Origin of the sequence: Lysinibacillus fusiformis, from assembly GCF_016925635.1 — a bacterium.
Classification (GTDB): Bacteria; Bacillota; Bacilli; order Bacillales_A; family Planococcaceae; genus Lysinibacillus; species Lysinibacillus fusiformis_F.
Genome location: NZ_CP070490.1, coordinates 2,222,153 through 2,245,706, shown reverse-complemented (window position 1 = coordinate 2,245,706; position 23,554 = coordinate 2,222,153). Strand labels below are relative to the sequence as shown.

The following is a 23,554-nucleotide window of genomic DNA, read 5'->3' as shown; positions in this document are numbered from 1 at the left end:
TTTACGAGGAAAAAGGGGTGCTATTTCAAATGACACGTTATAAATTTGAAACAACAGAGCATGAGTTATTTCGTAAAACCTTTCGTAAGTTTTTAGCTGAAGAAGCTGAACCGCATTATGCACAATGGGAAAAGAATCATCTTATTCCGCCTTCTTTTTGGCGTAAGCTTGGTGATATGGGCTATCTTTGTCCACAAGTAGAAGAACAATATGGTGGACTGGGCCTGGATTTCAGCTTTGGTGTCATTATTCAAGAAGAACTTGAACGTATAGGCTCCAGCCTTATTGGGGTCGGCTTGCATAATGATATTGTCGTACCTTATATTGAGGCATATGGTACACACGAACAAAAATCACGCTGGCTACCTAAGTGTGTTACAGGCGACTATATAACCGCTATTGCAATGACCGAGCCTGGTACAGGTTCAGATTTGGCGAATATCCAAACATCGGCTATTCGCGATGGTGACCATTATATTGTAAATGGTCAAAAAACCTTTATCACAAATGGTATCCACACAAACTTAGCGGTTGTCGCAGTGAAAACAAATCCACAGGCTGAAAAAAAGCATCGTGGCATCAGCCTACTTGTTATTGAAGAAGGTACACCTGGCTTTACAAAAGGAAGGCAGCTCGAAAAAGTGGGTATGCATGCCCAAGATACTGCTGAACTCTATTTTGAAGATTGTCGAGTGCCTGTGCAAAACCTACTTGGAGAAGAGGGCAAGGGCTTTCATTATATGATGGAAAAACTACAACAAGAGCGATTAGCCGTAGCGATTGCCGCACAAACAGCCGCTGAGGATATGCTTGCATTAACGCTAGACTATGTGAAATCACGCCAAGCTTTTGGTAAAACAATTGGTGACTTCCAAAATACACAATTTAAATTAGCTGAAATGGCTACTAAAATTGAGCTTGGTAAATCATTTTTAGAATCCTTGATTGAAGAGCATATCGCAGGGAATGATGTTGTGACTAAAGTATCTATGGCAAAATACTGGATTACTGAAAATGCACGTGACCTTGCTACGCAATGCATGCAATTGCATGGTGGCTATGGCTATATGGAGGAATATAAGATTGCTAGAAGGTATAGAGATATACCTGTTATGTCCATCTATGCAGGAACCAATGAAGTCATGAAGGTTATTATCGCCAAAAATTTAGGTCTATAATAAAAAAGGCGGCAGAAGTTTGCCGCCTTTTTACCATTAAACTGCTGGAATTCGAACAATTACTTTAAATAAATCTCCATCTACATCAATGGTCATCCTTGCTCCATGTAAATCGACAATGGATTGTGCAATGGCTAATCCAAGCCCCGAGCCCTCTGTATGACGAGAAGCATCTGCACGTTTAAAGCGTTCAAATAATTCCTCAGCATCCTCACTAATTTCATACTTCGCTACATTTTTCACTGTAAATTCAGCATCGCCATCAGCCGTACGCTTTAATGTCACATAGACACGAGTTCCCTCAAGCGCATATTTCAAGACATTGACAATTAAATTATCAATGAGTCTCCACCACTTTTGACCATCCACATATGCATAAATTAGATCATTTGGCATCGTCATTCGTAAATCTAAATTAGATTGTGCTAGATCCTCCTTATGCTCTCCTACTGCTTGCTGGATAAGCTGTGTCAAATCAACTCGACTGCGATGAAGTTCAATATTACCGCTTGCCATTTTCGATACTTCAAATAGATCTTCAATTAGCACCTTTAAACGTTCAGATTTTTTATCGAGAATATGAATGTATTGTTGACGTTCTTCTTCTGTAATATTTGGTTTCTTCAGTAAATCGGTATACGTTATTATAGAGGTTAAAGGAGTCCGTAAATCATGACTCACATTTGTAATTAGCTCTGTTTTTAAACGCTCACTTTTCGCCTGTTCATGCATAGACGTACGCACGCCTTCTCGTAAATGATTGAGGTTTTCTGCATGACCTGCAAGCGGTGATTTCCCTTTTATCTTTACATCGCGGTTTAAACGACCTTCAGCCATATCCTTCGTATCTTTCATAATGCGATTTAAATAACCCATTCTTGATAGGAAAACAATCATAGCAGGGAATCCTATAAGCATACAAATACCAAGCACAAGGACTGCGAAACCTCCTACTCCAGCCATGAAAGCGACAAGGCTACCTCCTCCAAAGAATGCTGCAGCTAGCATCACAATGGAATGCAATGCAATCGAACGATTAATAAATAAATCAGTAAGGGAATCCCCAAGTGACCATAAATAGCTCGATTTCACATTTCCCTCTAGCTTTTTCAAAGTATCTACTCTTGTATACAACCATATTAATTGCACAAAGAAGGCACTGCCAATTACCATTAAAACAGCTATTTTAAAGGCAATATCAAGTATAAAACGCACATAATTATAATTATATATTGAATTATATTCAATCGATTCAAAAACAACTTGTGCTGAAATGAAATACATAAGGCCCGTTATTAACAAAAGAATAATTTGCACATCAATTTTATACTTTGATAAAAGATCTTTTTCCTTCATGCTCCTAACAATCTGTAATACGTCCTTACGCCCCCTCCAAACAAAGACGGCCATTATAATACTTGTAATCCAAATAAAGTAATGGGTATATTGATTGCGTTGAAACTGTTGAAATTGTTGGTATCCTCCTTGTATCACATCTTCTGACATTACTGCTTTTTTAGAGATAGCTACTACACCTGTATATTCTGTCGTTTCGTAAAGGTCATCTACATTCACATACGTTTCTGTACGGTAAAAAATATCTCTTAAATTATCACTAATATTCCATGCATATAGCGGTTTTCGATCAGTATACTTTATTTTATAGGCACTACTTTCAGAAACATCACCAGAACGGTAAATTTTACCTGTTTCTGTATTTGTCAACTCATAAGACCAATAGTCGTAGGTCTTACTAAAGCTTTTGGATTCACTTTGTGCGGCTTTGATATATTTATCAATAAGCGCTTCTTTTTCTGCAAGAATCTTCTTTCGTACATGTTCATCATTTTCAAAATTTGCTGTAATATCTTTAATTTTAGTATCGCGTTCAGTCTCTAGCTTTGTCTTTAATTCTGTTGCATTGGCATCTACAGCTTCCTGAATGCGCTGTTCATATTGTGCTTTAATATTATCGATTTGCTGTCCTAATGTACCGTAGTAATTACGATGATCCTCTATTTCAGTTTGGGTAATCTCTATTTTATTTTTTAATTCCTGTGCATTCGGAACGTTGATTAATAACGGTCCTAGTTCTGCAGTGAAATTATCGATTTCATGCTGGAAATTTTCCGATTCGAAATATGATTTTCCAATATACTGATAACCCACATGATAAAAAGTAAGTACACCGAAAACCGTCCAGATTAAACACATTAATACGAGAAGGGATTTCCATTTTTTCACCATAAGTCTTTACACTCCTCTAAAAAATTCTTTCTAGTAACTGTAAAACTTCTGAGGAGCGAGAATTGACAATTTGATAGGCATAAACACCAAAATAAATGAGTCCAACAACGCCTGCTACAAATCCTGCAATTGTCATATACTTCTCTAGTTTATTTTTCCATTTTATAGCCAACGCCCCATACCACCTTTAGATAGCGTGGATTTTTCGGATCAGCTTCAATTTTCTCACGTATTTTCCGAATGTGAACAGCTACAATATTTTCAGCATTATAAGCTTCCTCATTCCAAACACGTTCATAAATTTCACGAATCGAAAACACACGCCCTGCATTTTTCATTAATAATTCCGTAATTTTATATTCTATCGGGGTTAGTCGAACAGCCTCTCCTTCTAATACAACCTCTTTTGCCTCTTCATCAAGAACAAGTCCGTCGATTTCCACCTTTGCAGCACCCTCACTATACGTCCCTAGCTGAACATAGCGTCGTAGCTGAGATTTTACACGTGCCAATAGCTCTAATGGATGGAATGGCTTTGTCACATAATCATCTGCTCCAACCGATAATCCATGAATCTTATCGCCATCCTCCGCCTTTGCACTCAGCATGATAATTGGAATATTGCGCTCTTCCCTAATTTTAAAGGTTGCTGTAATTCCATCCATGTTTGGCATCATGATATCTAAAATAATTAAATGTACTTCATTGTTCTCTAGCTTTTTTAATGCATCTAAGCCATCTGCTGCTTTAATGACATGATAGCCTTCATTTTTTAAATAGATTTCAATACCATCACGAATATCTTGATCGTCATCTGTAACAAGAACTGTTAATTTCGTCATGATATACACCTCGCTCTCAAATATAAGTGTATCTCTCAAATCTTAAAAACCAGCTATTATAAAAATGAAGAATTTCTTAAGGTTTTAGCTTTTTTCTTCCACCTAGTGTTAAAACAACAATGCCTCCTAATAACATTGCTACCCCAAGCCAAGATACTATACTTAAATGTTCTCCAATTAAAAACACACCAAGAATTGCTGCAGTCAATGGTTCTGCTAATGAAAGTGTTACAGCTGTGGATGAACTAATTTTTTGTAGTCCATTTAAAAACAATAAATACGCTACGCTTGTACACATAATCCCCATAAACAGCATTGTCCATAAGTTGTGCACATTTCCTAACCAAAAAAATCCATTTTCTAGGGAAAACGGCAGTAAAAACAACGTGCAAATGGAAAACGTCATAGCAACTGCTGGTAATGCATCTTCCTGTGCCATTAATTTTTTACTTATGTTTGTATAAAATGCGAAGGCTAGACCTGCACAAAGTGCTAGTGTGAATCCGCCAATGTGAACAGACTCTTCTCCATTATTCATAAATAATAAAAGACATCCGATAATGGCCATCAATGTAGCAAGTCCCCATACCGCTGTGGGGCGTGTTTTCCATAATAGCCACTCTAAAACACCAGAAAACACCGGTGCACTGCCAATAGTAGCAACAGTTCCAATGGCTATACCTGTTAGACGAATGGATGAGAAGAAAAGACCTTGGAAAAGAGCTATACTAGCCGCAGCTAAAATCGTCCATTTCCACGACCACCTTAAAAAGTTAATTTTCCGCAATAAAATCGTAATGGCTAATAATAAACCGCCACCAATTGCAGAACGAATTGTGGCCACTGCTATTGGAGATACCCCTTGGTCCAAATAGGTTTGGGCAGTTCCAGTCATCCCCCATAGAATAGCTGCTAGTAATACAAACAATGGATTTAACATTTATCAACTCATCCCCGCTTCACTACGTTCTCAATACTAATCATACATATTTATCCAAAATCAAACAATTATCATTTTTACTTTTCTTTTCATTACCACAGTATGCTTTCTCAATAATGGACGTTATAATAAAAACAGTAAAAGGAGCGAATCGTATGTATAAAACAATTGAAGAGACAGCTTTTGATCTCGGTATGCCTGAGGATCAAGTAATGCGTCTAGTTTACGAAGGACGCATCCGTTCTGTTTACGATGGACAACAAATTCTAATCAATAGTGGCCAATTCAGCACTTATTTTAAACAATTGGAACGTATTAAAGAGGAAATTGAAATTTGGCGTTCTACTCCTATTCCAGAGGATATTGACGTCAAAGATGAAGACTAAAAACCCACCATTCATACAATTAAACATTGTTGAATGGTGGGCTTTTTTAAAGCTTTTATTAGATTGTGACAACAAATCCTGCTCTTTTCCCAATGATTTCAGCATAATCCTCTACCATGACACTCGCAGTTGGGTACATCCCTGCTCCAGGACCAACTAATGTTAATGTACCAATATAGTTAGTCTCTAATGCCACCGCATTAAACACATCATCGACTGGATAAAGTGGATGCTCTTTATCAACTAGTTGTGGACCGACTTTAGCAATAATTTTACCGTCAGCCCGTTTCTCCACTTCAGCTACATGGCGGTAACGCAGACCATTTTCACACGCTTCACGAACTTGTTCAGCAGAGATACTATCGATCCCAATCACTTCTACATCTGACCAATCTGGTTGCTCTCCAAAAGCTAAGGCACTTAAAATCATTAATTTTTTAAATGCATCCTGCCCAGATATATCATTATATGGATCTGCTTCAGCATAACCTAAGCCTTGTGCCTCTTTTAAAGCTGTTTCGAAAGACCAGCCCTGTGCACGCATTTTTGTTAAAATATAGTTACATGTGCCATTTAAGACGCCTTGTATACGACTTACATCATTTACAAGTAAAATATTTTTCATTGTTTTAATAACAGGTACACCACCAGCAGTAGTAGCCTCATAGCCTACAAAAACGCCATTAGCTTTTGCAAGATCCTGCAACTCTAAACCTCGTTTGGCAAACATCACTTTATTGGCTGTAATAACATGACATTTATGTTCAACTGCTCGCTTTAAATAACTGTATGCAGGCTCTTCGTTAACAATTGCTTCAAACACAACCTGCATACCTGGTTCTGCTAAGACTTCATCCATGCTTGTTGTCATTAAATGTGCTGTTCCTGGCACACGTTCGCGACTAGCATCTGTCACTAAAATCTTCGCTACCTCTAATTCAATACCTAATTTATTTTTTAGCTCTTCTCGTTTTTCATTTAAAATATGGTAGATCCCCTGACCTACCGTTCCAAATCCTAAAATCGCTGCCTTTATAGTTGCCATTCTTGTTATTCCCTCCAACTTACATTCCGCAGTTTCATTAAAGCTAATTCTCCATGGGGTTGTGTCATGACTATTTGACACCCACCGCAGTCTTTAGCCAACAACTCTTCTTTGTATGAGTTTCGCTATTTCTATATGTGTTGGAACACATACAAATTCAAATAATTCAAAATTTAACTTAAAGAAAATTGTAACGCAAATACATACATTGCACAAGAAAAATCTTTCTAGGAAGGACATTTGTTTTCTCTAGATGTGCAAAAGAAATCGGTTTCATTCCCTTTATTATACGTTTTATTAATCATTCTATAAGATTTGAACAAATATTGACTATTTACATTTCAATATACGAATGTCTTTCTTCTATTATATATATGTATGCTCGGACATTCATAACAATCCCTTTAAAGAAAAAACTCATTCCCTGTAGCAGCAGAGAATGAGCTTAAATATATGAGGGGGTTTTAACTTGCTTTTGAAAGCAATTGATAACGATATTGTGCTAAAGCTTGTTGAACAAGACTAATTTCTTCTTCTGTAAAATTTGGTATTGCATACGTACGTTCCACTAATTGAAATGTACCATATTTTAAGTAAATCTCTGTCGCAGGAAGTGAGATATGGCTCACACCGTACTGTTCATATGCCTCAAATACTTCCTTAACAGTATAGTCTTCCTCTTCAGCAAAAACATGTTCTTGAAATGCTGTATGACCAAAGACTTGCTGCCATTTTCTTTCGACTGATGTAAGAAGGTGTTGAATGGACTTATTGTTGACAAAGACATGCCCTTCATTTAGCTCATATATTAGATAGGATACAATGTTTTGTGCACTATAGATATTACCCATTTTAAACACTCCTTTATCATCAGTTTTTTTGGGAAGAGCAGTTACTGGCTAGGCAACTGCTCTTCTATATATTCAAAAGTGGGGGAGCACTTATGAAAACATTTACCTTTTTTAACAAGAATTTTCGTACCCTTAACTTATTTCCTAGTATATAACAAGGATTTAATTAAGTCAATAATACATATAAAATTACTTGGTATTATTTTTTATAAGGTTCTGATAATTAACGGATGTAGCAATTGGTTGATGTAGCAACGTTTAACGCATTACCAAATGAGGCCAATCGAATGAGAAAATACGTAAACGCTACAACATTCTTCCCTATGTTCTAAAGCTTAGGCTTCTACTGTTTGTTCAGTAGTTGTTGCCTGTGTAATGGCTTGATCTAAATCAGCAATAATATCCTCTATTGCCTCTAAACCGATGGATAAGCGAATGAGCGACTCGGTTACACCAGCTTGAACTAATTCGTCTGCTGATAGTTGCTGATGTGTAGTGGAAGCAGGATGAATAATTAATGACTTAGCATCACCTACATTTGCTACATGTGAAAATAGCTTTACGCTATCAATAAGCTTTCGCCCAGCTTCACGTCCACCTTTAATGCCAAATGTAAGCACTGAACCGAAGCCATTTCTTAAATATTTCTTTGCCAATTCATGTGTTGGAAAATCTTCCAGGCCATTATAATTTACATACTCCACAGATGGGTGGTTTCGTAAATATTCAGCCACTGCCAATGCATTTTCATTGTGTTTAGGGATACGCAAATGAAGCGTTTCTAAACCTTGTAATAAATTAAAGGCAGCATCTGCACTTAATGTTGGACCAAAATCACGTAATAATTGTACGCGTAGCTTCGTAGCAAAGGCCGCAGAAGCTGTATCAATTCCATAACGTAAACCATGGTAAGAAGCATCTGGTTCAGTAAAACCTGGGAATCGACCACTAGTCCAATCAAACTTACCAGCGTCTACAACAACGCCCCCTAAAGTTGTACCATGACCACCTATCCATTTAGTTGCTGAATGTACTACAACATCTGCACCGTATTCAATAGGTGTAGAACCGTAAGGAGAAGCAAACGTACTGTCAATAATTAATGGTAGACCATTATCATGTGCAATTTTAGCTACTGCTTCAATATCTAAAACCTTTAAGCTTGGATTACCATACACTTCAGCAAAGACTGCTTTTGTTTTATCAGTAATCGCCGCCTTGAAATTCTCTGGGTTTGTTTCATCTACAAAAATTGTTTTAATACCATAGTTTGGTAATGTGTTAGCAAATAAATTATAAGTACCACCATATAAAGAACTAGCTGCTACTATCTCATCACCAGCTCCAGCTAGATTTAAAATGGAAAATGCGATAGCTGCTGCACCAGATGAAAGTGCTACTGCTGCTGTTCCACCTTCCAATAAAGCCACACGTTTTTCAAACACATCAACAGTTGGATTGGTAATCCTTGTGTAAATGTTCCCTGCTTCCTCTAAGGCAAAAAGACGTTGCGCATGAGCAGTGTCTTTAAATACGAAAGCAGTTGAGCGATAGACAGGAACTGTTCGAGAACCCGTCACTGGGTCTGGCTCTTGACCGCCATGTAACAGCAATGTTTCTGGTTTAAAATTTGTCATTGTGTACCTCCAAATGGTTATTTTTTTTACGATGGTACCGGAGATGAGGAGGATTTTTCTGTAGAAAACAAAAACCCTCTTCAGCTAAGAAGAGGGTTGCGGTTGCAAGTTTTCCTCCCCTTATCTGCCAGATCCAAGTAAGAATCTGTAGGAATTAGCACCTTAGTAAGCTCGTTACTTACTGGTTGCCGGGCATCATAGGGCCTATCCCTCCGCCGCTCTTGATAAGAGTATGAGATTCAATTTCCATCGTTGTTACACAGTATAAACATAGAGTTTTTTTCTGTCAACATGTAAATTTTATTTTTTCCGAAACTTCTGTCTGCTCTTATACGTAATATGAACGCATACACTATTTTAGAAAAAATTTTGAGAGGAGGATTTTTATGGTAAAGGCCGTGATCACTTTTCTTATTATTGGCTATTTAATTGGCTGTATTCACGGCTCTAAAGTGGCACAGTTTTTATCGGGGGTTGATTTAAAAAAAGCGGGCCACGGCAATGCCGGTGCCTCTAATGCTACTCTTTCCCTCGGCTGGAAATATGGCGTTTTAGTAGCCCTCATCGATATTGGCAAAGGCGTTGTAGCTATTATCGGTGCACATTTTTATCTAGCGGACTTCACTCATTTAACAGAAGAACAAATATGGCTGCTTACCTACATTATGGCTGCTGGGGTCATTTTAGGTCATAATTTCCCTTTCTATATGGGCTTCAATGGCGGAAAAGGAACTGCCTCCATTATCGGAATTTTACTTGCTGTCGATTGGAAGATTGGTTTATTTGCACTTATTTTATTTGTTATTTTATCCTTTGCAACAAATTATTTAATTGTTGGTGTTCTAGAGTTTTATCTCGTTTTTTGTACAGCCACTTATTTATGGATTCCTGGCATTGGCCCAACCATTATAGCTGTTCTTCTTTTTGGCATAGCCATCATCCTGCACATAGAAAATATTAAACGTTTAGTCAATGGTACAGAGCCTAAAGTAACTTCTGCCTTTAAGAAAAAGAAATAATATTTTTATGGATATTTTTGTATTTTTTGTGATCATGTATTTTCTCTTTATCTACTCATATTGCTGTAAAAAACACCTATTCTGCGTAGTTTTTTTTCTACAATAAAAAAGATATATTCTTATCTTAATAAAACATTATCTAGGCCGATGTTATGGATAATAATCGTCATTTTTATCGTAGAAAGGATGAGAAAATATGTCTTCACCAAATCAAGAAGCTTCAAAACGTAATTTAAAGCCACTATGGATTGGCTTGGCCTTCGCTTTACTGATTATTATTACTTTTTTACCTAATAACGGTGATTTACCTATAGCTGGGCAACGAGCTTTAGCCATTTTAGCTTTTGCAGTCATCCTTTGGGTTACAGAGGCCGTTTCATATCCTGTGAGCTCGGCCATGATCATTGCGCTAGTAACTGTTTTACTAGGACTCGCTCCGTCAATGGAGGATCCAACTACAGAGCTAGGAACAGCTAGCGCATTAAAATTATCTTTAAGCGGCTTTAGTAATTCTGCCGTTGCTTTAGTAGCAGCAGCTCTTTTTCTAGCGGCAGCAATGCAAATTACTAATCTACATAAACGACTTGCTCTTTGGATTCTTTCATTGGTAGGAACGAAAACAAAAGCTATCGTATTTGGCGCTATTTTAGTCTCTATCGTCCTCGCATTTTTTGTACCTTCTGCTACAGCACGTGCTGGCGCAGTAGTACCGATATTGCTTGGAATGGTGGCAGCTTTTGGTTTACCACGTGATAGTCGGCTTGCTGCCTTATTAGTTATTACTTCGGTACAAGCAGTTTCCATTTGGAATATCGGTATTAAGACTGCAGCAGCTCAAAATATGGTGGCTTTAAACTTTATCCAAGAGCAATTTAATGTGGATATTTCATGGGGTGCTTGGCTACTTTATGCCGCCCCCTTCTCAATTATTATGTCTATCTTTTTATTTTTCATTATGATTGCTTTAATTAAACCTGAGACTAGCAATATCGAAGGTGGTAAAGAGGTCATCAAAAAACAGCTTGCAGAGCTTGGCCCATTAAAGGCTCCTGAAATTCGTTTAATCATTACATCCGTAGTTTTACTATTTTTCTGGGCAACTGAAGGAAAGCTACATCCATTTGATACGACAACAGTCACAATTATTGCTATCGCTATTCTATTAATGCCTAAAATCGGTGTGTATTCGTGGAAGGAAGTTGAGCCTCATATTCCATGGGGAACAATTATCGTCTTTGCGGTAGGCATTATGTTAGGAACCATTTTACTAAATACGCAAGGTGCTGCATGGTTATCAGATAAAGTTTTTGGTTCACTCGGGCTAGATACTATGCCTTTACTAGCAACCATCGCACTCGTAACTTTATTTAACATTTTGATTCATTTAGGCTTTGCAAGCGCAACTAGCTTAGCCTCAGCACTTATACCTGTGTTTATCGTTTTAGCCTCCACATTAACGGCTAATGTTGATCAAGTTGGTTTTGTTATTGTGCAACAATTCGTCATAAGCTTTGGCTTCTTATTACCAATTAGTGCACCACAAAACATGCTTGCCTATGGTACAGGCTCCTTTACAACAAAGGATTTCTTGAAATCTGGAATTCCATTAACCATTATCGGTTTCCTTCTCGTACTTTTGTTCTCTGCAACTTATTGGAAATGGATTGGATTATTATAGACTTTCATTAAATTAAAACGTAAAAGCCTTGAAGAAACAGACTATCTGTCCTTCAAGGCTTTTAAGATAAGACTATTGTTTCGTAAAAGCAGGGTCTTTCATCGTACCGTTTTTCGCATAGTTAACGTGCCATGATAGTGCTTTTTCTAGGTCATGTGGTGTGTGATGTCCACCCGTTGCCTCATTGGCATCATTAAAGTACTGCCACAGCTGCTCCCTATAATCAGGATGTGCACAATTATCAATGATAAGTCCCACTCGTTCTTTTGGAGCAAGTCCTCGTAAATCTGCTACGCCCTGTTCAGTTACAATGACATCAACATCATGCTCCGTATGATCCACATGTGAGACCATTGGGACAATACTTGAAATATCTCCACCCTTAGCATAAGACTTTGTCACAAAAATTCCTAAACGTGCATTACGAGCAAAGTCACCAGACCCTCCGATACCATTCATCATCTTTGTACCAGAAACGTGTGTGGAATTCACATTGCCGTAAATATCTAATTCCAACGCCGTATTCACTGAAATTAATCCGAGTCGACGAATAATTTCAGGCTGATTTGAAATTTCTTGAGGGCGCAGCACTAATTTATCCGCATATTTTTCAAAATTCCCATAAACACGGTTTCCTACTTGCTCAGAAAGGGTAATAGAAGTAGCAGATGCAAATTTTACTTTCCCTGCATCAATTAATTCAAATACTGCATCCTGGAGAACTTCTGAATAAACTTCTAAGTTCTCGAACTCAGAATCTTTAAAGCCGAGCAATACAGCATTCGCTACTGAGCCTACCCCAGATTGAATTGGTCGTAAACTTGTTGTTAAGCGACCTACTTTAATCTCTTCACGTAGGAAATTTAATAAGTGATTAGCCATAACATCTGTCTCTTCATCAGCTGGGACAATCGTTGATGGTGCATCTAATATATCCGAAATAACGATGCCTTTTACTTTATCTAAATCTAGTGGAATTCCAACTATACCAAGACGATCAGAAACATTCTGTAAAGGAATTGGATCACGTTTTCCTTGTGGTGCAGGTACGTAAATATCATGTATACCTTCTAATGCATCAAGTTGTGCTACGTTTAATTCAATGATGACTTGGTCTGCTTCTTGCACAAAAATCGGAGAGTTACCAACTGAAGTTGTAGGAATTAATAAGCCTTCTTCTGTAATTGCAGCCGCTTCAATAATCGCAAAATCAATTGGTCCTATAATACCTTGGCGGACAAGCTCAGCATTATGAGAAAGATGGGCATCCACAAATGTGATGTCACCACTATTGATTTTATTACGAATGCCAGCATCTGCTTGGAAAGGACCGCGTTTACGAATGACCCCTGCTTCTGCTAAGTATTGGTCTACCTCAGGGCCAAGTGATGCACCTGTAAAGACATCTACTTGGAAATCCTCTTTTTTCGCTTTCTCTACAAGTGCAAGAGGTACAACCTTTACATCGCCAGCACGTGTGAATCCGCTCATCCCTAATACCATGCCATCCTTAATCCAAGATGCTGCTTCTTCTGCTGTTACAACCTTGCTTCGCAATTGTTCATGGCGAAGCTTTTTCGCCAATTTTTCTTCCATTCCCTATTCCTCCATTCCACTTCATTTTGTTCAACTCGCATATTTGGTTCCAGTAAATCTGTGACGTCCATCAGAGGCTATATCTTTATTCTAGGAGGATTTCATCACCTAATAGCTAATGCTGTATAAACATTTGCGAATAAAGATAATGTAATTTTTGGTAGTACAACCAAATAAACAGTCGCTTCTATAATTTTATACTATTTAGAATATTTAATCTATATCAAATGAAATATTTTACTTTGCGAGATAATTTCTACATTTTTAAATTATGTATATATAACTTTTTATACCTCACTATTCGATTTTGACGGAAAAGCGTGCTATGCTCATGGTATAGAACAGACACAAAGGAGAGAGTTTTAATGGTTAAAGAATTATTACGCAACCATTCCTCGGTACGCATCTATGATGGAGAACCGATTTCAAAAGAAATCATCGAAGATTTAATTGGAACAGCACAAATGGCTGCAACATCACATTTTGTGCAAGCCTATAGTGTGATCTGGGTAACAGATGCAGATAAAAAAGAAAAATTAGGCTTACTCTCTGGTAATCCACGCCAATATGAAACTTCAGGCGGAGCATTTGTTTTTTGCGTAGATTTCAAGCGACTTCAAATGGCTGGGAAGCTAGAAGGAGTAGATATTGTGGCTGATTCAGCTGAAAATGTCCTTGTCGGCGTAGCTGATGTATCATTGTTTGCACAGAATTTTGTTATTGCAGCAGAATCAATGGGTTATGGCATTTGCTATATTGGAGGAGTCCGCAATAAAACTTCTGAAATCAGTGAATTATTCAATCTACCCGATTACGTTTTCCCATTATTCGGGCTAACAATCGGCGTTCCTGCACGTCGCAATGATGTAAAACCACGTTTACCTGTGTCTGCTGTATTACATGAAAATGAATACAATGTTGAAAAATATGAAGAGCTTTTACCAGCTTATAATGAGACAATGGAAATATATTATAATAGTCGTTCATCAAACAGAAAAATTGATAACTGGACAAAACAGATGGCTGATTTTTTAATCGAACAACGCCGCCCTCATATTAAAGAGTTTTTAGCAACCAAAGGATTTAATTGGCAATAGCTTAATGAAAATGGGGTTACTATCGTATGATACTAATCCCATTTTTTACATAAAAATATTACCTATTTATATTCATTCTAGGTATATCGCCATATTACCTAGTTTAACTATAACCCTAAATTAAACGAAAAGACTCTTCCCTTTTCCAGCTATTCCATTCATATTAATAAATGATACCTAACAAAGAAAGGAGTCATACAGACAATGTCCAATATCAATAAACATCTTGCTCGTACCTTAGAACAACAGCATAAGAGAAGTGTAAGAGGTTTATTTTTAAAAATAGAAGACTTAAATAATGAATGCACCCAATTAAGAAAACGACTAGAACCACATATTGATATGAATGTATATAAAAAATCCATTGATTATGTCAATCAGTTCGTCTCCCATACTACTATTCTCAATTTAAAATTCGTTACGAATACGCAAAATTTAGAAGTAGTTGTCTTGCATGCTCTTTTATTATCCTATATTTTAGAAACCAATCCTGGCCATACTTTTGAATACGAAGATAGATTGCTAAAAGGATATTTACAGGAAATTTTCACACTAAATGATCATGCAAAAAAACTATTTATGAACCATAAAGAAAAAATGCTTACCTATGTTCAAGAACAATCTACATAAAAAAGACGATCTTAATTATTTCAAGATCGTCTTTTGTTCTGTTATTGTAGTCCTTTAATAATGAGAGAGCGAACTGGTAGGAACTGCTCTCCTGTATCTCCATAAGTGAGAATTACCTCATCACCCTCTTGTAAATAAATTACCAAAGGTTCTGTTTCAGCACTCACTAAATAATTTTCGCCATTGTTTAATAAGAAAGATACAGTTGTAAAATCGCCTAGACGTTCTTTATATACGCGCAATACCTTACCACTTACTTGTTTCTCTTCCGCGTTTGAGCTACCATCTACTGTGTTTCCTCCTCGACTTAAGGCAGTTTTATATAATTTCAATGCCTCCTTAGGAGTAGTAGCGTAAACGGAAATTTCAGGATTGGCTGCAGACACGATAAAATAGTTTTGTAAGAAACCATTGGAATCTAGCACCGCTGTCAGCCAGCTTGCCTCTCCATAAAAGTTATACAACACTGGCATTTCACCATTCCACTTTTTCTCAATAAATTTCTTCTCGATTATTTGTAAATTACCTTGGGAATCCATATAGCTTGAATCTTGATTCCCTGTATAGTATGTTGCATTCCCTGTTCGTGCGTTAGTTAGAGAATAGCCTAACATTGAATCGACACCTTCTTTAGGACTTGTAAAATCCGTAAAGTAATACATATCACCCTTCTCATCGAAAATTGGGCTAACATTCGATTCTGTTCCTTCATCAGAAGGAATCTTTACATCCTTTTTACCAAACATACTATTCCAAAAACCATGTACATAATTACCGAAATAACTGTTTTGTAAACTTACTGTCTCTGGTGATACAGCACCATCAATAAATTCAGGTATTTGATCCAGTTTAATTACCTCTGATTTCCCCGTCAGCGCATCAACCAAGACAATTCCTTTCACATCAAAGCCATTTCGTGCAGAAATAAATTCCCCATATGAGCGAATGTAATATGGCTTTCCTTCATCATCTACCTCAAGCTGTACGTCACCATAAAAAATAAGGAATGGATTTTGTAAACGCATATGACGTTCTAAATTAGCATTTAAATATGCCGAAGGAACATACTTCATTTCCTCTTTGATAAATTTAGGATTATCTGCTGAATCGGTAGCACTCATTATGAAGTAACCAGGTGTTGTACCACCATTCATCCATTTAAAGAATCCTGAAAATTCAACTGGTGCGATATAAACATATTCGCCTTTCACTTTTTGGATTTGTAAGCGCCCTAATTCATAGTAGCTCGTGTTTGGCACTTGTCCGAAAGCCTTTTTCATTTTATTGCGAGCAAATTTCGGTGGAACACTTGCAGGTGTTTGTGTCTCATCGAATGGTTTTATCTCAACTTCTTCCTTCATTTCCGATGACTTAAATTTTTCATTAGCATTCCATAAAGGTGCTGATAATACATACACAGCTACACCTAAACTAGCTAAAAATAAAACACCTTTTATTTTCCGTTCGATACCACTTGCAAGCAGGGCACCAGCTAACGTTAATAAAATAATAGCAGGCCAAAAAACAAGCCAGTTTACATCAATTTTTGTTACATATAACGTGATTCCTGTGGCTAGAAATCCTAATACAAAGACACCAATAAAAAAGTATCCAATTACCTTTTTCGATTGTCCATCTTCTCGCTTCTTCGTAATAAGCGGCGTCACTAACACACTCGCGATCAATGCAATGACTGCAGAAGCTATCAGTAGCTTAGTCATTTGGTTCATCCTCTCTTCATCTTTCTCTCTACTTACTTTACGGTTACATACTAAAAAAGTTTCATACATACGTTGTACAGAAAGGAATTCTACCATAAATATTGAATTTCAAAAGGAAAGGAGCTGAAAATTTTGTTAAAAAAAATATTAATAGGTGTCATTATTTTATCTGGTCTTTATTATATTTTTTTCTTTTCCCATATTGCGGAAAGTTTAAAACTCATTTTTAAAGTGATTCCCATGTTGCTCATCATTATTCTAGCTGCGATTCAGAAGCCATTACATATTAAAAAATACCAACTTTTAATTATTGCTGGGCTTCTATTTTGCATGATTGGAGACTATACATTGCAGTGGTTTTTAATTGGTCTAACTAGCTTTCTTATCGGGCATATCTTTTATATTTTTGCTTTTTCTACCGCAAACGAGCGGCAAATACCCACGTGGGCAAAAATACTCTTACTGCTTTACGGAGCAAGCATGACCATCTGGATTGCAGGGTCCGTCTTTAAAACAGGTGAAATCATACTCGGTATCGCAGTGATCGCCTATATCTCGGTGATTCTCACGATGGGATGGACGGCTATTAAAACCGGTTCTACTTTGGCAACAAGTGGCGCACTATTATTTATTGCATCTGACTCCTATTTAGCTATTAATAAATTTGTCATGCCACTAGCATTGTCACATGAAGTTATCATGCTAACTTATTATAGCGCCCAATTACTTATTGCTTTAAGTATCCTTCAATATTCCGAAATCCGAAGTAAAGTGTTACAATAATATCAATTATGCCAAGGCATAATTGCGTCTGGAATCGGCTTTGTGAATGCACAAAGAATTTTAACATATACACATTAGGAGGCCATACTTATGAAAGAACAAGTAATTGAGCGATTAATACGCTATGCAAAAATTGATACACAATCAGACTTCACAAGCGAAACAACTCCTTCTACACAAAAACAATTTGACCTATTGCATGTTTTAAAAGACGAACTTGTCGAAATTGGTTTAACAGACATTACATTAGATGAAAATGGCTATTTATTTGCTTCATTAGAAGCTAATACAGATAAAGAAGTACCAACTATCGGCTTTTTAGCCCACGTTGATACAGCCACTGACTACACGGGCACAAATGTAAAGCCACAGCGCGTAGATAATTATGATGGCGGAGATATTCAGTTAAATGAAAACTTAGTTATGTCTCCAACTGACTTCCCTGAGCTTAAAAATTATGTGGGCCAAACACTTATCACAACAGATGGCACTACATTATTAGGGGCTGATGATAAGGCTGGAATTGCTGAAATTATGACGGCAATGGAATACCTCATTAAAAACCCTACTATTAAGCATGGTAAAATTCGTGTAGCTTTCACACCAGATGAAGAAATTGGTCGTGGGCCACATAAATTTGATGTTGCTGCTTTTGGAGCAGACTATGCCTATACAATGGATGGTGGACCACTCGGTGAGCTGCAATACGAGAGCTTCAATGCTGCTGGCGTAAAAGTAGTTACAAAAGGAACGAGCGTCCATCCTGGTTCTGCGAAAAATAAAATGGTGAATGCTATTACAATGGCTATCGCTTTCCAAAATGAAATGCCTGCTGACGCAGTTCCTGAAAAGACTGAAGGTTATGAAGGTTTCATTCATTTAATGGGCTTCAAAGGGGCTCTTGAGCATACTGAGCTATCTTATATCGTGCGTGACCATGATCGCCCAAAATTTGAAGAGAAAAAACAATTAATGCGTGATGCTGCAGCTAAAATTCAAGCACAATTTGGCGAGCATGCACTGAGTATTACCATTGAAGATCAATACTACAATATGGGTGAAAAAATTGAGCCTGTAAAAGAAATTGTTGACATTGCACGTACTGCAATGGAAAAATTAGATATTACGCCGAATACCCTGCCAATTCGTGGTGGTACAGATGGCTCACAATTATCATATATGGGCTTACCAACACCAAATATTTTCGCTGGTGGCGAAAACATGCATGGTAAATTTGAATATGTATCTGCTGAAACAATGGAAAAGGCAACTCAGGTAATTATTGAAATCGTTCAGCTTTTTGAACAGCAAGCAAAATAGTTTTTTGGAGTGAACTCGTTTATTTCGATAAGCATTCACGTAAGGAATAATGAAAATTTTCATAGTTACGAAGAGAGGCTTTTTTCTCTCTTCGTAACTTTTTCAGTAATAATTACTGAATTTTCAAATTACATAAAGGGTTTGAGGTTATAAACTCAAATTGAGGTGATCTTTATGAAAGAAATTGCATTAGGTATTTTAGCTTCACTTTTCTTTGCCGTGACATTTATTTTAAATCACGCAATGGAAATGCAAGGTGGTAGTTGGCTATGGAGTGCATCATTACGCTATTTTTTTATGCTCCCCTTCTTGCTCATCATTGTCTTTTATCGTAAAGGCTTTTCACAGCTTTCTGGTGAAATAAAAGCACAACCCATTTCGTGGCTGCTGTGGAGCTTTGTTGGATTTGTTTTATTTTATGCACCATTAACATTTGCTGCAGCTTTTGGTCCAGGTTGGTTGGTTTCTGGTACATGGCAATTTACAATTGTTGCTGGTGTATTATTAGCTCCCCTTTTTGTTTCGGTCATTGCTGGTAAAACAGTTCGTCAAAAAATACCTTTCATATCTCTTCTTATTTCATGTGTCATCTTAGTAGGTATTCTGCTTATACAAATACCTCATGCACAATCAGTGTCGTTTAGAAGTTTAATGCTTGGTATTTTACCTGTTATCGTAGCAGCCTTTGCTTACCCTCTTGGCAATCGCAAAATGATGGAAGTTTGCGGAGGACGAATCGATACTTTTCAGCGAGTATTAGGTATGACGATCGCTTCGATGCCAGCATGGATCATCATGGCTTTTTATGCCATCCTTACAGTAGGACTTCCCTCAGCAAGTCAGATGTTCCAATCATTACTTGTCGGGATTAGTTCAGGCGTTATTGCAACGGTTCTATTTTTCATAGCAACGGATCGCGTAAGAGACCATCAGGGTAGACTAGCTGCTGTGGAAGCAACTCAGTCAACAGAAATTCTTTTTGTTATTATTGGTGAGGTATTACTATTAGGAATTGCCTTCCCTAGCCCTATCGCACTTGCAGGTCTTGGCGTCATCATTGTTGGTATGCTATTACATAGCTACTATACAATGATCATTGGAAAAAAGAATGCTGTACAACAAAATACAACTTCCTAACAGCTCATTTTATGGGCTGTTTTTTAGCTAGCACAAAAAAGACGACTCTATTCTAAAATTAGAATGAGTCGTCTGAGATTTTCACGTTCCCAAAAAATGAGGGGGGTTTTAGGAGCGTAATCATGAACTAGCAAACTTCTGGAGAAAAGTAGCTAAAGTTCATCCTCTCTACACTGTATTGTAGAGGAGGAATAATCTTTATACGATAATGATAATCATTATCAATTAAAATGTCAATCATAATCTAATAATTTTTTTACTTTTTTAAAAAGATTTTTTTAATGAGCGTCGGTACTGCCATTGCTTCAACTGAAAATGGAGAAAACAGCCTATACAAAAGCCTGCTATTGCGATGGAAGATGCAATAGCAACCATGCCAGTAAAGATATGACCAACAACCTGCCAATGTAATAGATAACCTAATAGACCCGCTGCTAAACAAAGGCTGGCAATACTGGAATTAAATTTTTGTTGCTGAGCATCCTCTGGTATATACGCTGATGGGGGCTTTGTTAAAAAGAGCTTCCCTACACGAAGTATTGGGTTATAGTTACATAAAATACCTAGTAAATTTGCAGCTAGTGGTATAACCAATATCCATGTCAACCCTGTTATCCATGATAAAATAACACTTAAAAGAATAGTCCACTGGTTCAGTCTAATTAGTGGCCTTGGAATTGTATGAAGCAGTGACATCCTAAAACCTACCTTTCAGATATGTTTAATGTATTTTACTACATGATATTCCATTTGTGAAGCAAAAATGATTACTTTATAATGAAATTAACAGAAGTTCAAAGGAAAAGAGGATGACCATGCCAGCTTTAACAATGGATCAAGTTCAACAATTAAACTCATATAGTATTTATACAACTGAACCTAAGCGAACTTTATTTACCTTAGCTGATATACATAAAGACTTTTACCATCCTGATTTTTTAAACCTCATGATGGGTATAACAGATGCAGCAACAGAAACGGCCGCTATTTCTCACTTTGCACGCCGCTATGGTATGTTTTTTGCTATGCAGTTTTATATGCTTGCCGCTTATGACGAAGTATGGGATGGTAAACCGCTTGAATTGCGTTTTGATGCTGCAAAGGAATTTAACAGCTTTACTGTTGCCATGTTCGCTAACCCTAATGACTGGCGCTACGTTGATGAAGATGAACGTCAAGCTGTTATTGAAAAAATTCTTTACGATGGCCATATCATTGTCCAACAGCTTCGTAAAGTAACATCCATCTCCCCTCTTACCATTTGGGAAAATTTCTTTGGTTATTTGCTATGGCATTATCATATATTATTATCTAATCCTGGCTTAGCCGATCAAGCCATGGAGGATATTGAAGCTTTAGAAGATCCTAAAACATGGGCACGCTTCTCCAATAAATCTTGGTGGGCACAATATACAGGTGGCCTTAGTCCGACTAATTTAGTCAATGTTCCTGTAAGAAAATCATGCTGTTTCTCTAAAGATATCCCAGGTTTAATGGCTTGTGGTTTTTGTCCAATGAAGAAATAATAGAACCCTATAAAAAAGCCTTACTCTCCACAAATTCATGTGAAAGGGTAAGGCTTTATGCTTTATTTTTCGTATACAACAAACCAATCGTTGTTTTCTTCGTACATAGTCGTGCCAAGGAAACCTTGTTTTAAAAGTTGCTGTTGCGCAGTCGTGTCTCCCATTGATATCACTTGTTTTTCAGTGAAGATGGAGGGCATCTCTTGCCTTAGGTCTTTATAGAAGATATAACGAAGCTTATCTACATATTTAATTTTCAAGCCTTTAATAACGAGATCTTGCGAGAATTTATCCTTTAAGCTCGGAATATTATATGGCTTTACAGTGGAGCAAACATAATCGTATTTTTCTAAATCGATATTTTCCATCACTACTGTAGCTAATGTTCTCTGTAATCCGTAACCTCGATATTTCGGTGAAACATTCGATATTTCCTGATATAAAACACGGTGAAATTCGTTTTCTGCAATTCCACAATCATAACCAAGATGTTCTTCATCAATAGGCGGATTTAACAGTGCACGAAAGGCAATCAATTCTTCCCCTACATAAGCACCTATCATCATTCCATGACCAGTTAAAATATATTCAAATTCCTCTGTGCTCAAGGGTTGTAGGATACTTTGGTCTGCTAATGCTTCATAAACCTCAACTTGTAGCCCCTCGATTTGCTGTAAATGCTGGGGCGTTAATTTGATGACAAAAAACGGTGTCTCACCAAGCATACCATCATAGATAATTTCCATATTGCGCCTCCTTAGGCTGTGACAACAGTTGAAAACTTACATAATTCCTGGATTACATCTTCATCTACATCTACACCTAATCCTGGTTTTTCATTTAAGCAAATAAATGGTACGTCATAGTGTAAGTTCCCAACATCTTTTGAGAATTTTAATGGACCCGTTAGTTCTACACTCGTCATAATCTTCTTAGAGAATGCTACATGGAAACCAGCAGCAGAACCAACTGACGACTCTACCATGGAACCAACTTGACATTCAATACCTGCCATTTCCGCCATAACAGCAAGCTTCATAGCAGGATAGATGCCTCCACACTTCATTAATTTAATATTTACTTTATCTGCTGCACGCTTAGCTATAATTTCACGCATTTCACGTACACCTCGTAGTCCTTCATCAATCATTAATGCTACATCAGACTTTGATTTAATTTCCACCATTCCATCAATGTCTTCGCTATCAACAGGTTGCTCTAACCAATCGATATTTAATTCTTTCATGGCACGTAAGCCTTGTAACGTAGTGGCTGCATTACCCCATCCTTGATTTACATCAACTCGAATGGCAATGTTTTCACCTACTCGCTCACGTACCGCTTTAATACGGGCAACATCACGAATAACCTCTGTACCTACCTTCATTTTAAACGAACGATAGCCCATTTCTACTCGATTTGCTGCCTCTTCTGCCATTGCTTCAGGTGTTCCAATACTGAGTACATGTGTGATTGGGAATTTTTCATGATAACGTCCACCTAAAAGTTGGTATACAGGAACCCCTAACGCTTTCCCAGCAATATCGAAGCAAGCAATATCGATAGCTGCTTTTGCTGCTGGTACATCTTTCACAACTTTATTCATTTTATCGTGCAGTTTTTCAAAGGCCATTGGATTTTCTCCAATAACCGCCGGGACAAGTTGATGTTTTAACACAGCATATGTGCTTTCCCATGACTCACCTGTTACATGTTCATCAGGAACTGCTTCACCATACCCCACAATACCTGTATCGGTAGTTACTTTTAAAATAATGGAAGGCATTGTATCATATGTAGCATAACTAATGATGAATGGATCAATTAGCGGTAAATGTATAGCAAAAATTTCTACTTGTTTAATTTTCATCGTAATCAGTCTCCTTAGTCGTTAAAGTTGTCGCTAATACGTCGCTAAATG

The 23,554-nt window shown here is 37.2% G+C and carries 22 protein-coding genes and 1 riboswitch; of the genes, 10 read left to right on the top strand and 12 right to left on the bottom strand.

What is annotated here, in order from left to right; all coding sequences use genetic code 11:
- Positions 1–29: 29 nt before the first annotated feature.
- Complete coding sequence (locus JTI58_RS11100; protein WP_205446654.1) at positions 30–1,178, top strand: acyl-CoA dehydrogenase family protein; 1,149 nt, start codon at positions 30–32, stop codon at positions 1,176–1,178.
- A gap of 36 nt (positions 1,179–1,214) precedes the next feature.
- Here JTI58_RS11100 and JTI58_RS11095 read toward each other — a convergent pair whose 3' ends face one another.
- The 4 genes from JTI58_RS11095 to JTI58_RS11080 all read right to left on the bottom strand — a co-directional run bounded on the left by JTI58_RS11095 (position 1,215) and on the right by JTI58_RS11080 (position 5,207).
- Positions 1,215–3,425 carry a sensor histidine kinase gene (locus JTI58_RS11095; protein ID WP_205446653.1) on the bottom strand — a complete coding sequence of 737 codons (2,211 nt, stop codon included), beginning with the start codon at positions 3,423–3,425 and terminating at the stop codon, positions 1,215–1,217.
- Between the two features lie 16 nt (positions 3,426–3,441).
- The gene (locus JTI58_RS11090; RefSeq protein ID WP_016994457.1) at positions 3,442–3,597 is read right to left on the bottom strand and encodes a hypothetical protein; all 156 of its coding nucleotides are present in this window, start codon (positions 3,595–3,597) and stop codon (positions 3,442–3,444) included.
- Positions 3,575–4,267, bottom strand: a complete 693-nt coding sequence (locus tag JTI58_RS11085) for a response regulator transcription factor (protein WP_205446652.1) — start codon at positions 4,265–4,267, stop codon at positions 3,575–3,577. Before JTI58_RS11085 ends, JTI58_RS11090 begins: the two co-directional genes overlap by 23 nt.
- 76 nt (positions 4,268–4,343) lie before the next feature.
- Positions 4,344–5,207, bottom strand: coding sequence for a DMT family transporter (locus JTI58_RS11080; RefSeq protein ID WP_205446651.1), 864 nt, complete (start codon positions 5,205–5,207; stop codon positions 4,344–4,346).
- A gap of 155 nt (positions 5,208–5,362) precedes the next feature.
- Here JTI58_RS11080 and JTI58_RS11075 point away from each other — a divergent pair, with 155 nt between their 5' ends.
- A complete protein-coding gene (locus JTI58_RS11075) occupies positions 5,363–5,593 on the top strand; it encodes a MerR family transcriptional regulator (protein WP_205446650.1) in 231 nt (76 codons plus the stop codon).
- Between the two features lie 58 nt (positions 5,594–5,651).
- Here the strand turns inward: JTI58_RS11075 and JTI58_RS11070 are convergent, their stop codons facing one another.
- The 3 genes from JTI58_RS11070 to JTI58_RS11060 form a co-directional block, all read right to left on the bottom strand.
- Entirely contained in the window at positions 5,652–6,638 is a 987-nt protein-coding gene (locus tag JTI58_RS11070; protein ID WP_205446649.1) for a homoserine dehydrogenase, read from the bottom strand.
- Between the two features lie 464 nt (positions 6,639–7,102).
- Positions 7,103–7,489 (bottom strand): hypothetical protein, encoded by a 387-nt coding sequence (locus JTI58_RS11065; RefSeq protein ID WP_205446648.1) that lies wholly within the window; start codon positions 7,487–7,489, stop codon positions 7,103–7,105.
- Between the two features lie 335 nt (positions 7,490–7,824).
- Complete coding sequence (locus tag JTI58_RS11060) at positions 7,825–9,126, bottom strand: O-acetylhomoserine aminocarboxypropyltransferase/cysteine synthase family protein (RefSeq protein ID WP_205446647.1); 1,302 nt, start codon at positions 9,124–9,126, stop codon at positions 7,825–7,827.
- A gap of 117 nt (positions 9,127–9,243) precedes the next feature.
- Positions 9,244–9,357: riboswitch (SAM riboswitch) on the bottom strand.
- Between the two features lie 155 nt (positions 9,358–9,512).
- Between JTI58_RS11060 and JTI58_RS11055 the strand changes: the two genes are divergently transcribed.
- Positions 9,513–10,145 (top strand): glycerol-3-phosphate acyltransferase, encoded by a 633-nt coding sequence (locus JTI58_RS11055; protein ID WP_205446646.1) that lies wholly within the window; start codon positions 9,513–9,515, stop codon positions 10,143–10,145.
- 196 nt (positions 10,146–10,341) lie between these two features.
- On the top strand, positions 10,342–11,823 hold the full coding sequence (locus JTI58_RS11050) for an SLC13 family permease (RefSeq protein WP_205446645.1): 1,482 nt from the start codon (positions 10,342–10,344) through the stop codon (positions 11,821–11,823).
- A 72-nt stretch (positions 11,824–11,895) separates the two neighbouring features.
- On the opposite strand, the gene JTI58_RS11045 is transcribed toward JTI58_RS11050, so the two are convergent.
- A complete protein-coding gene (locus tag JTI58_RS11045) occupies positions 11,896–13,419 on the bottom strand; it encodes a succinyl-CoA:acetate CoA-transferase ScpC (protein WP_205446644.1) in 1,524 nt (507 codons plus the stop codon).
- 365 nt (positions 13,420–13,784) lie between these two features.
- Here JTI58_RS11045 and chrR point away from each other — a divergent pair, with 365 nt between their 5' ends.
- On the top strand, positions 13,785–14,516 hold the full coding sequence (gene chrR / locus JTI58_RS11040) for an oxygen-insensitive NADPH nitroreductase (RefSeq protein ID WP_205446643.1): 732 nt from the start codon (positions 13,785–13,787) through the stop codon (positions 14,514–14,516).
- Positions 14,517–14,720: 204 nt separating this feature from the next.
- Entirely contained in the window at positions 14,721–15,146 is a 426-nt protein-coding gene (locus tag JTI58_RS11035) for a hypothetical protein (protein ID WP_205446642.1), read from the top strand.
- A 41-nt stretch (positions 15,147–15,187) separates the two neighbouring features.
- On the opposite strand, the gene JTI58_RS11030 is transcribed toward JTI58_RS11035, so the two are convergent.
- On the bottom strand, positions 15,188–16,867 hold the full coding sequence (locus tag JTI58_RS11030) for a hypothetical protein (RefSeq protein ID WP_205446641.1): 1,680 nt from the start codon (positions 16,865–16,867) through the stop codon (positions 15,188–15,190).
- Between the two features lie 132 nt (positions 16,868–16,999).
- On the opposite strand from JTI58_RS11030, the gene JTI58_RS11025 reads away from it, so the two are divergent.
- The 3 genes from JTI58_RS11025 to JTI58_RS11015 all read left to right on the top strand — a co-directional run bounded on the left by JTI58_RS11025 (position 17,000) and on the right by JTI58_RS11015 (position 20,107).
- A complete protein-coding gene (locus tag JTI58_RS11025; protein WP_205446640.1) occupies positions 17,000–17,650 on the top strand; it encodes a lysoplasmalogenase in 651 nt (216 codons plus the stop codon).
- A 90-nt stretch (positions 17,651–17,740) separates the two neighbouring features.
- Positions 17,741–18,970: a peptidase T gene (gene pepT, locus JTI58_RS11020; protein WP_205446639.1), complete on the top strand. Its 1,230-nt coding sequence runs from the start codon at positions 17,741–17,743 to the stop codon at positions 18,968–18,970.
- 174 nt (positions 18,971–19,144) lie between these two features.
- Positions 19,145–20,107: a DMT family transporter gene (locus JTI58_RS11015; RefSeq protein ID WP_205446638.1), complete on the top strand. Its 963-nt coding sequence runs from the start codon at positions 19,145–19,147 to the stop codon at positions 20,105–20,107.
- A gap of 264 nt (positions 20,108–20,371) precedes the next feature.
- Here the strand turns inward: JTI58_RS11015 and JTI58_RS11010 are convergent, their stop codons facing one another.
- The gene (locus tag JTI58_RS11010; protein WP_205446637.1) at positions 20,372–20,803 is read right to left on the bottom strand and encodes a DUF4395 domain-containing protein; all 432 of its coding nucleotides are present in this window, start codon (positions 20,801–20,803) and stop codon (positions 20,372–20,374) included.
- Between the two features lie 119 nt (positions 20,804–20,922).
- Here JTI58_RS11010 and JTI58_RS11005 point away from each other — a divergent pair, with 119 nt between their 5' ends.
- Positions 20,923–21,633, top strand: coding sequence for a Fe-S oxidoreductase (locus JTI58_RS11005; RefSeq protein ID WP_205446636.1), 711 nt, complete (start codon positions 20,923–20,925; stop codon positions 21,631–21,633).
- Between the two features lie 62 nt (positions 21,634–21,695).
- On the opposite strand, the gene JTI58_RS11000 is transcribed toward JTI58_RS11005, so the two are convergent.
- Positions 21,696–22,379 (bottom strand): GNAT family N-acetyltransferase, encoded by a 684-nt coding sequence (locus tag JTI58_RS11000; protein WP_205446635.1) that lies wholly within the window; start codon positions 22,377–22,379, stop codon positions 21,696–21,698.
- A gap of 11 nt (positions 22,380–22,390) precedes the next feature.
- Complete coding sequence (locus tag JTI58_RS10995; protein ID WP_205446634.1) at positions 22,391–23,503, bottom strand: mandelate racemase/muconate lactonizing enzyme family protein; 1,113 nt, start codon at positions 23,501–23,503, stop codon at positions 22,391–22,393.
- Positions 23,504–23,554 lie beyond the last annotated feature (51 nt).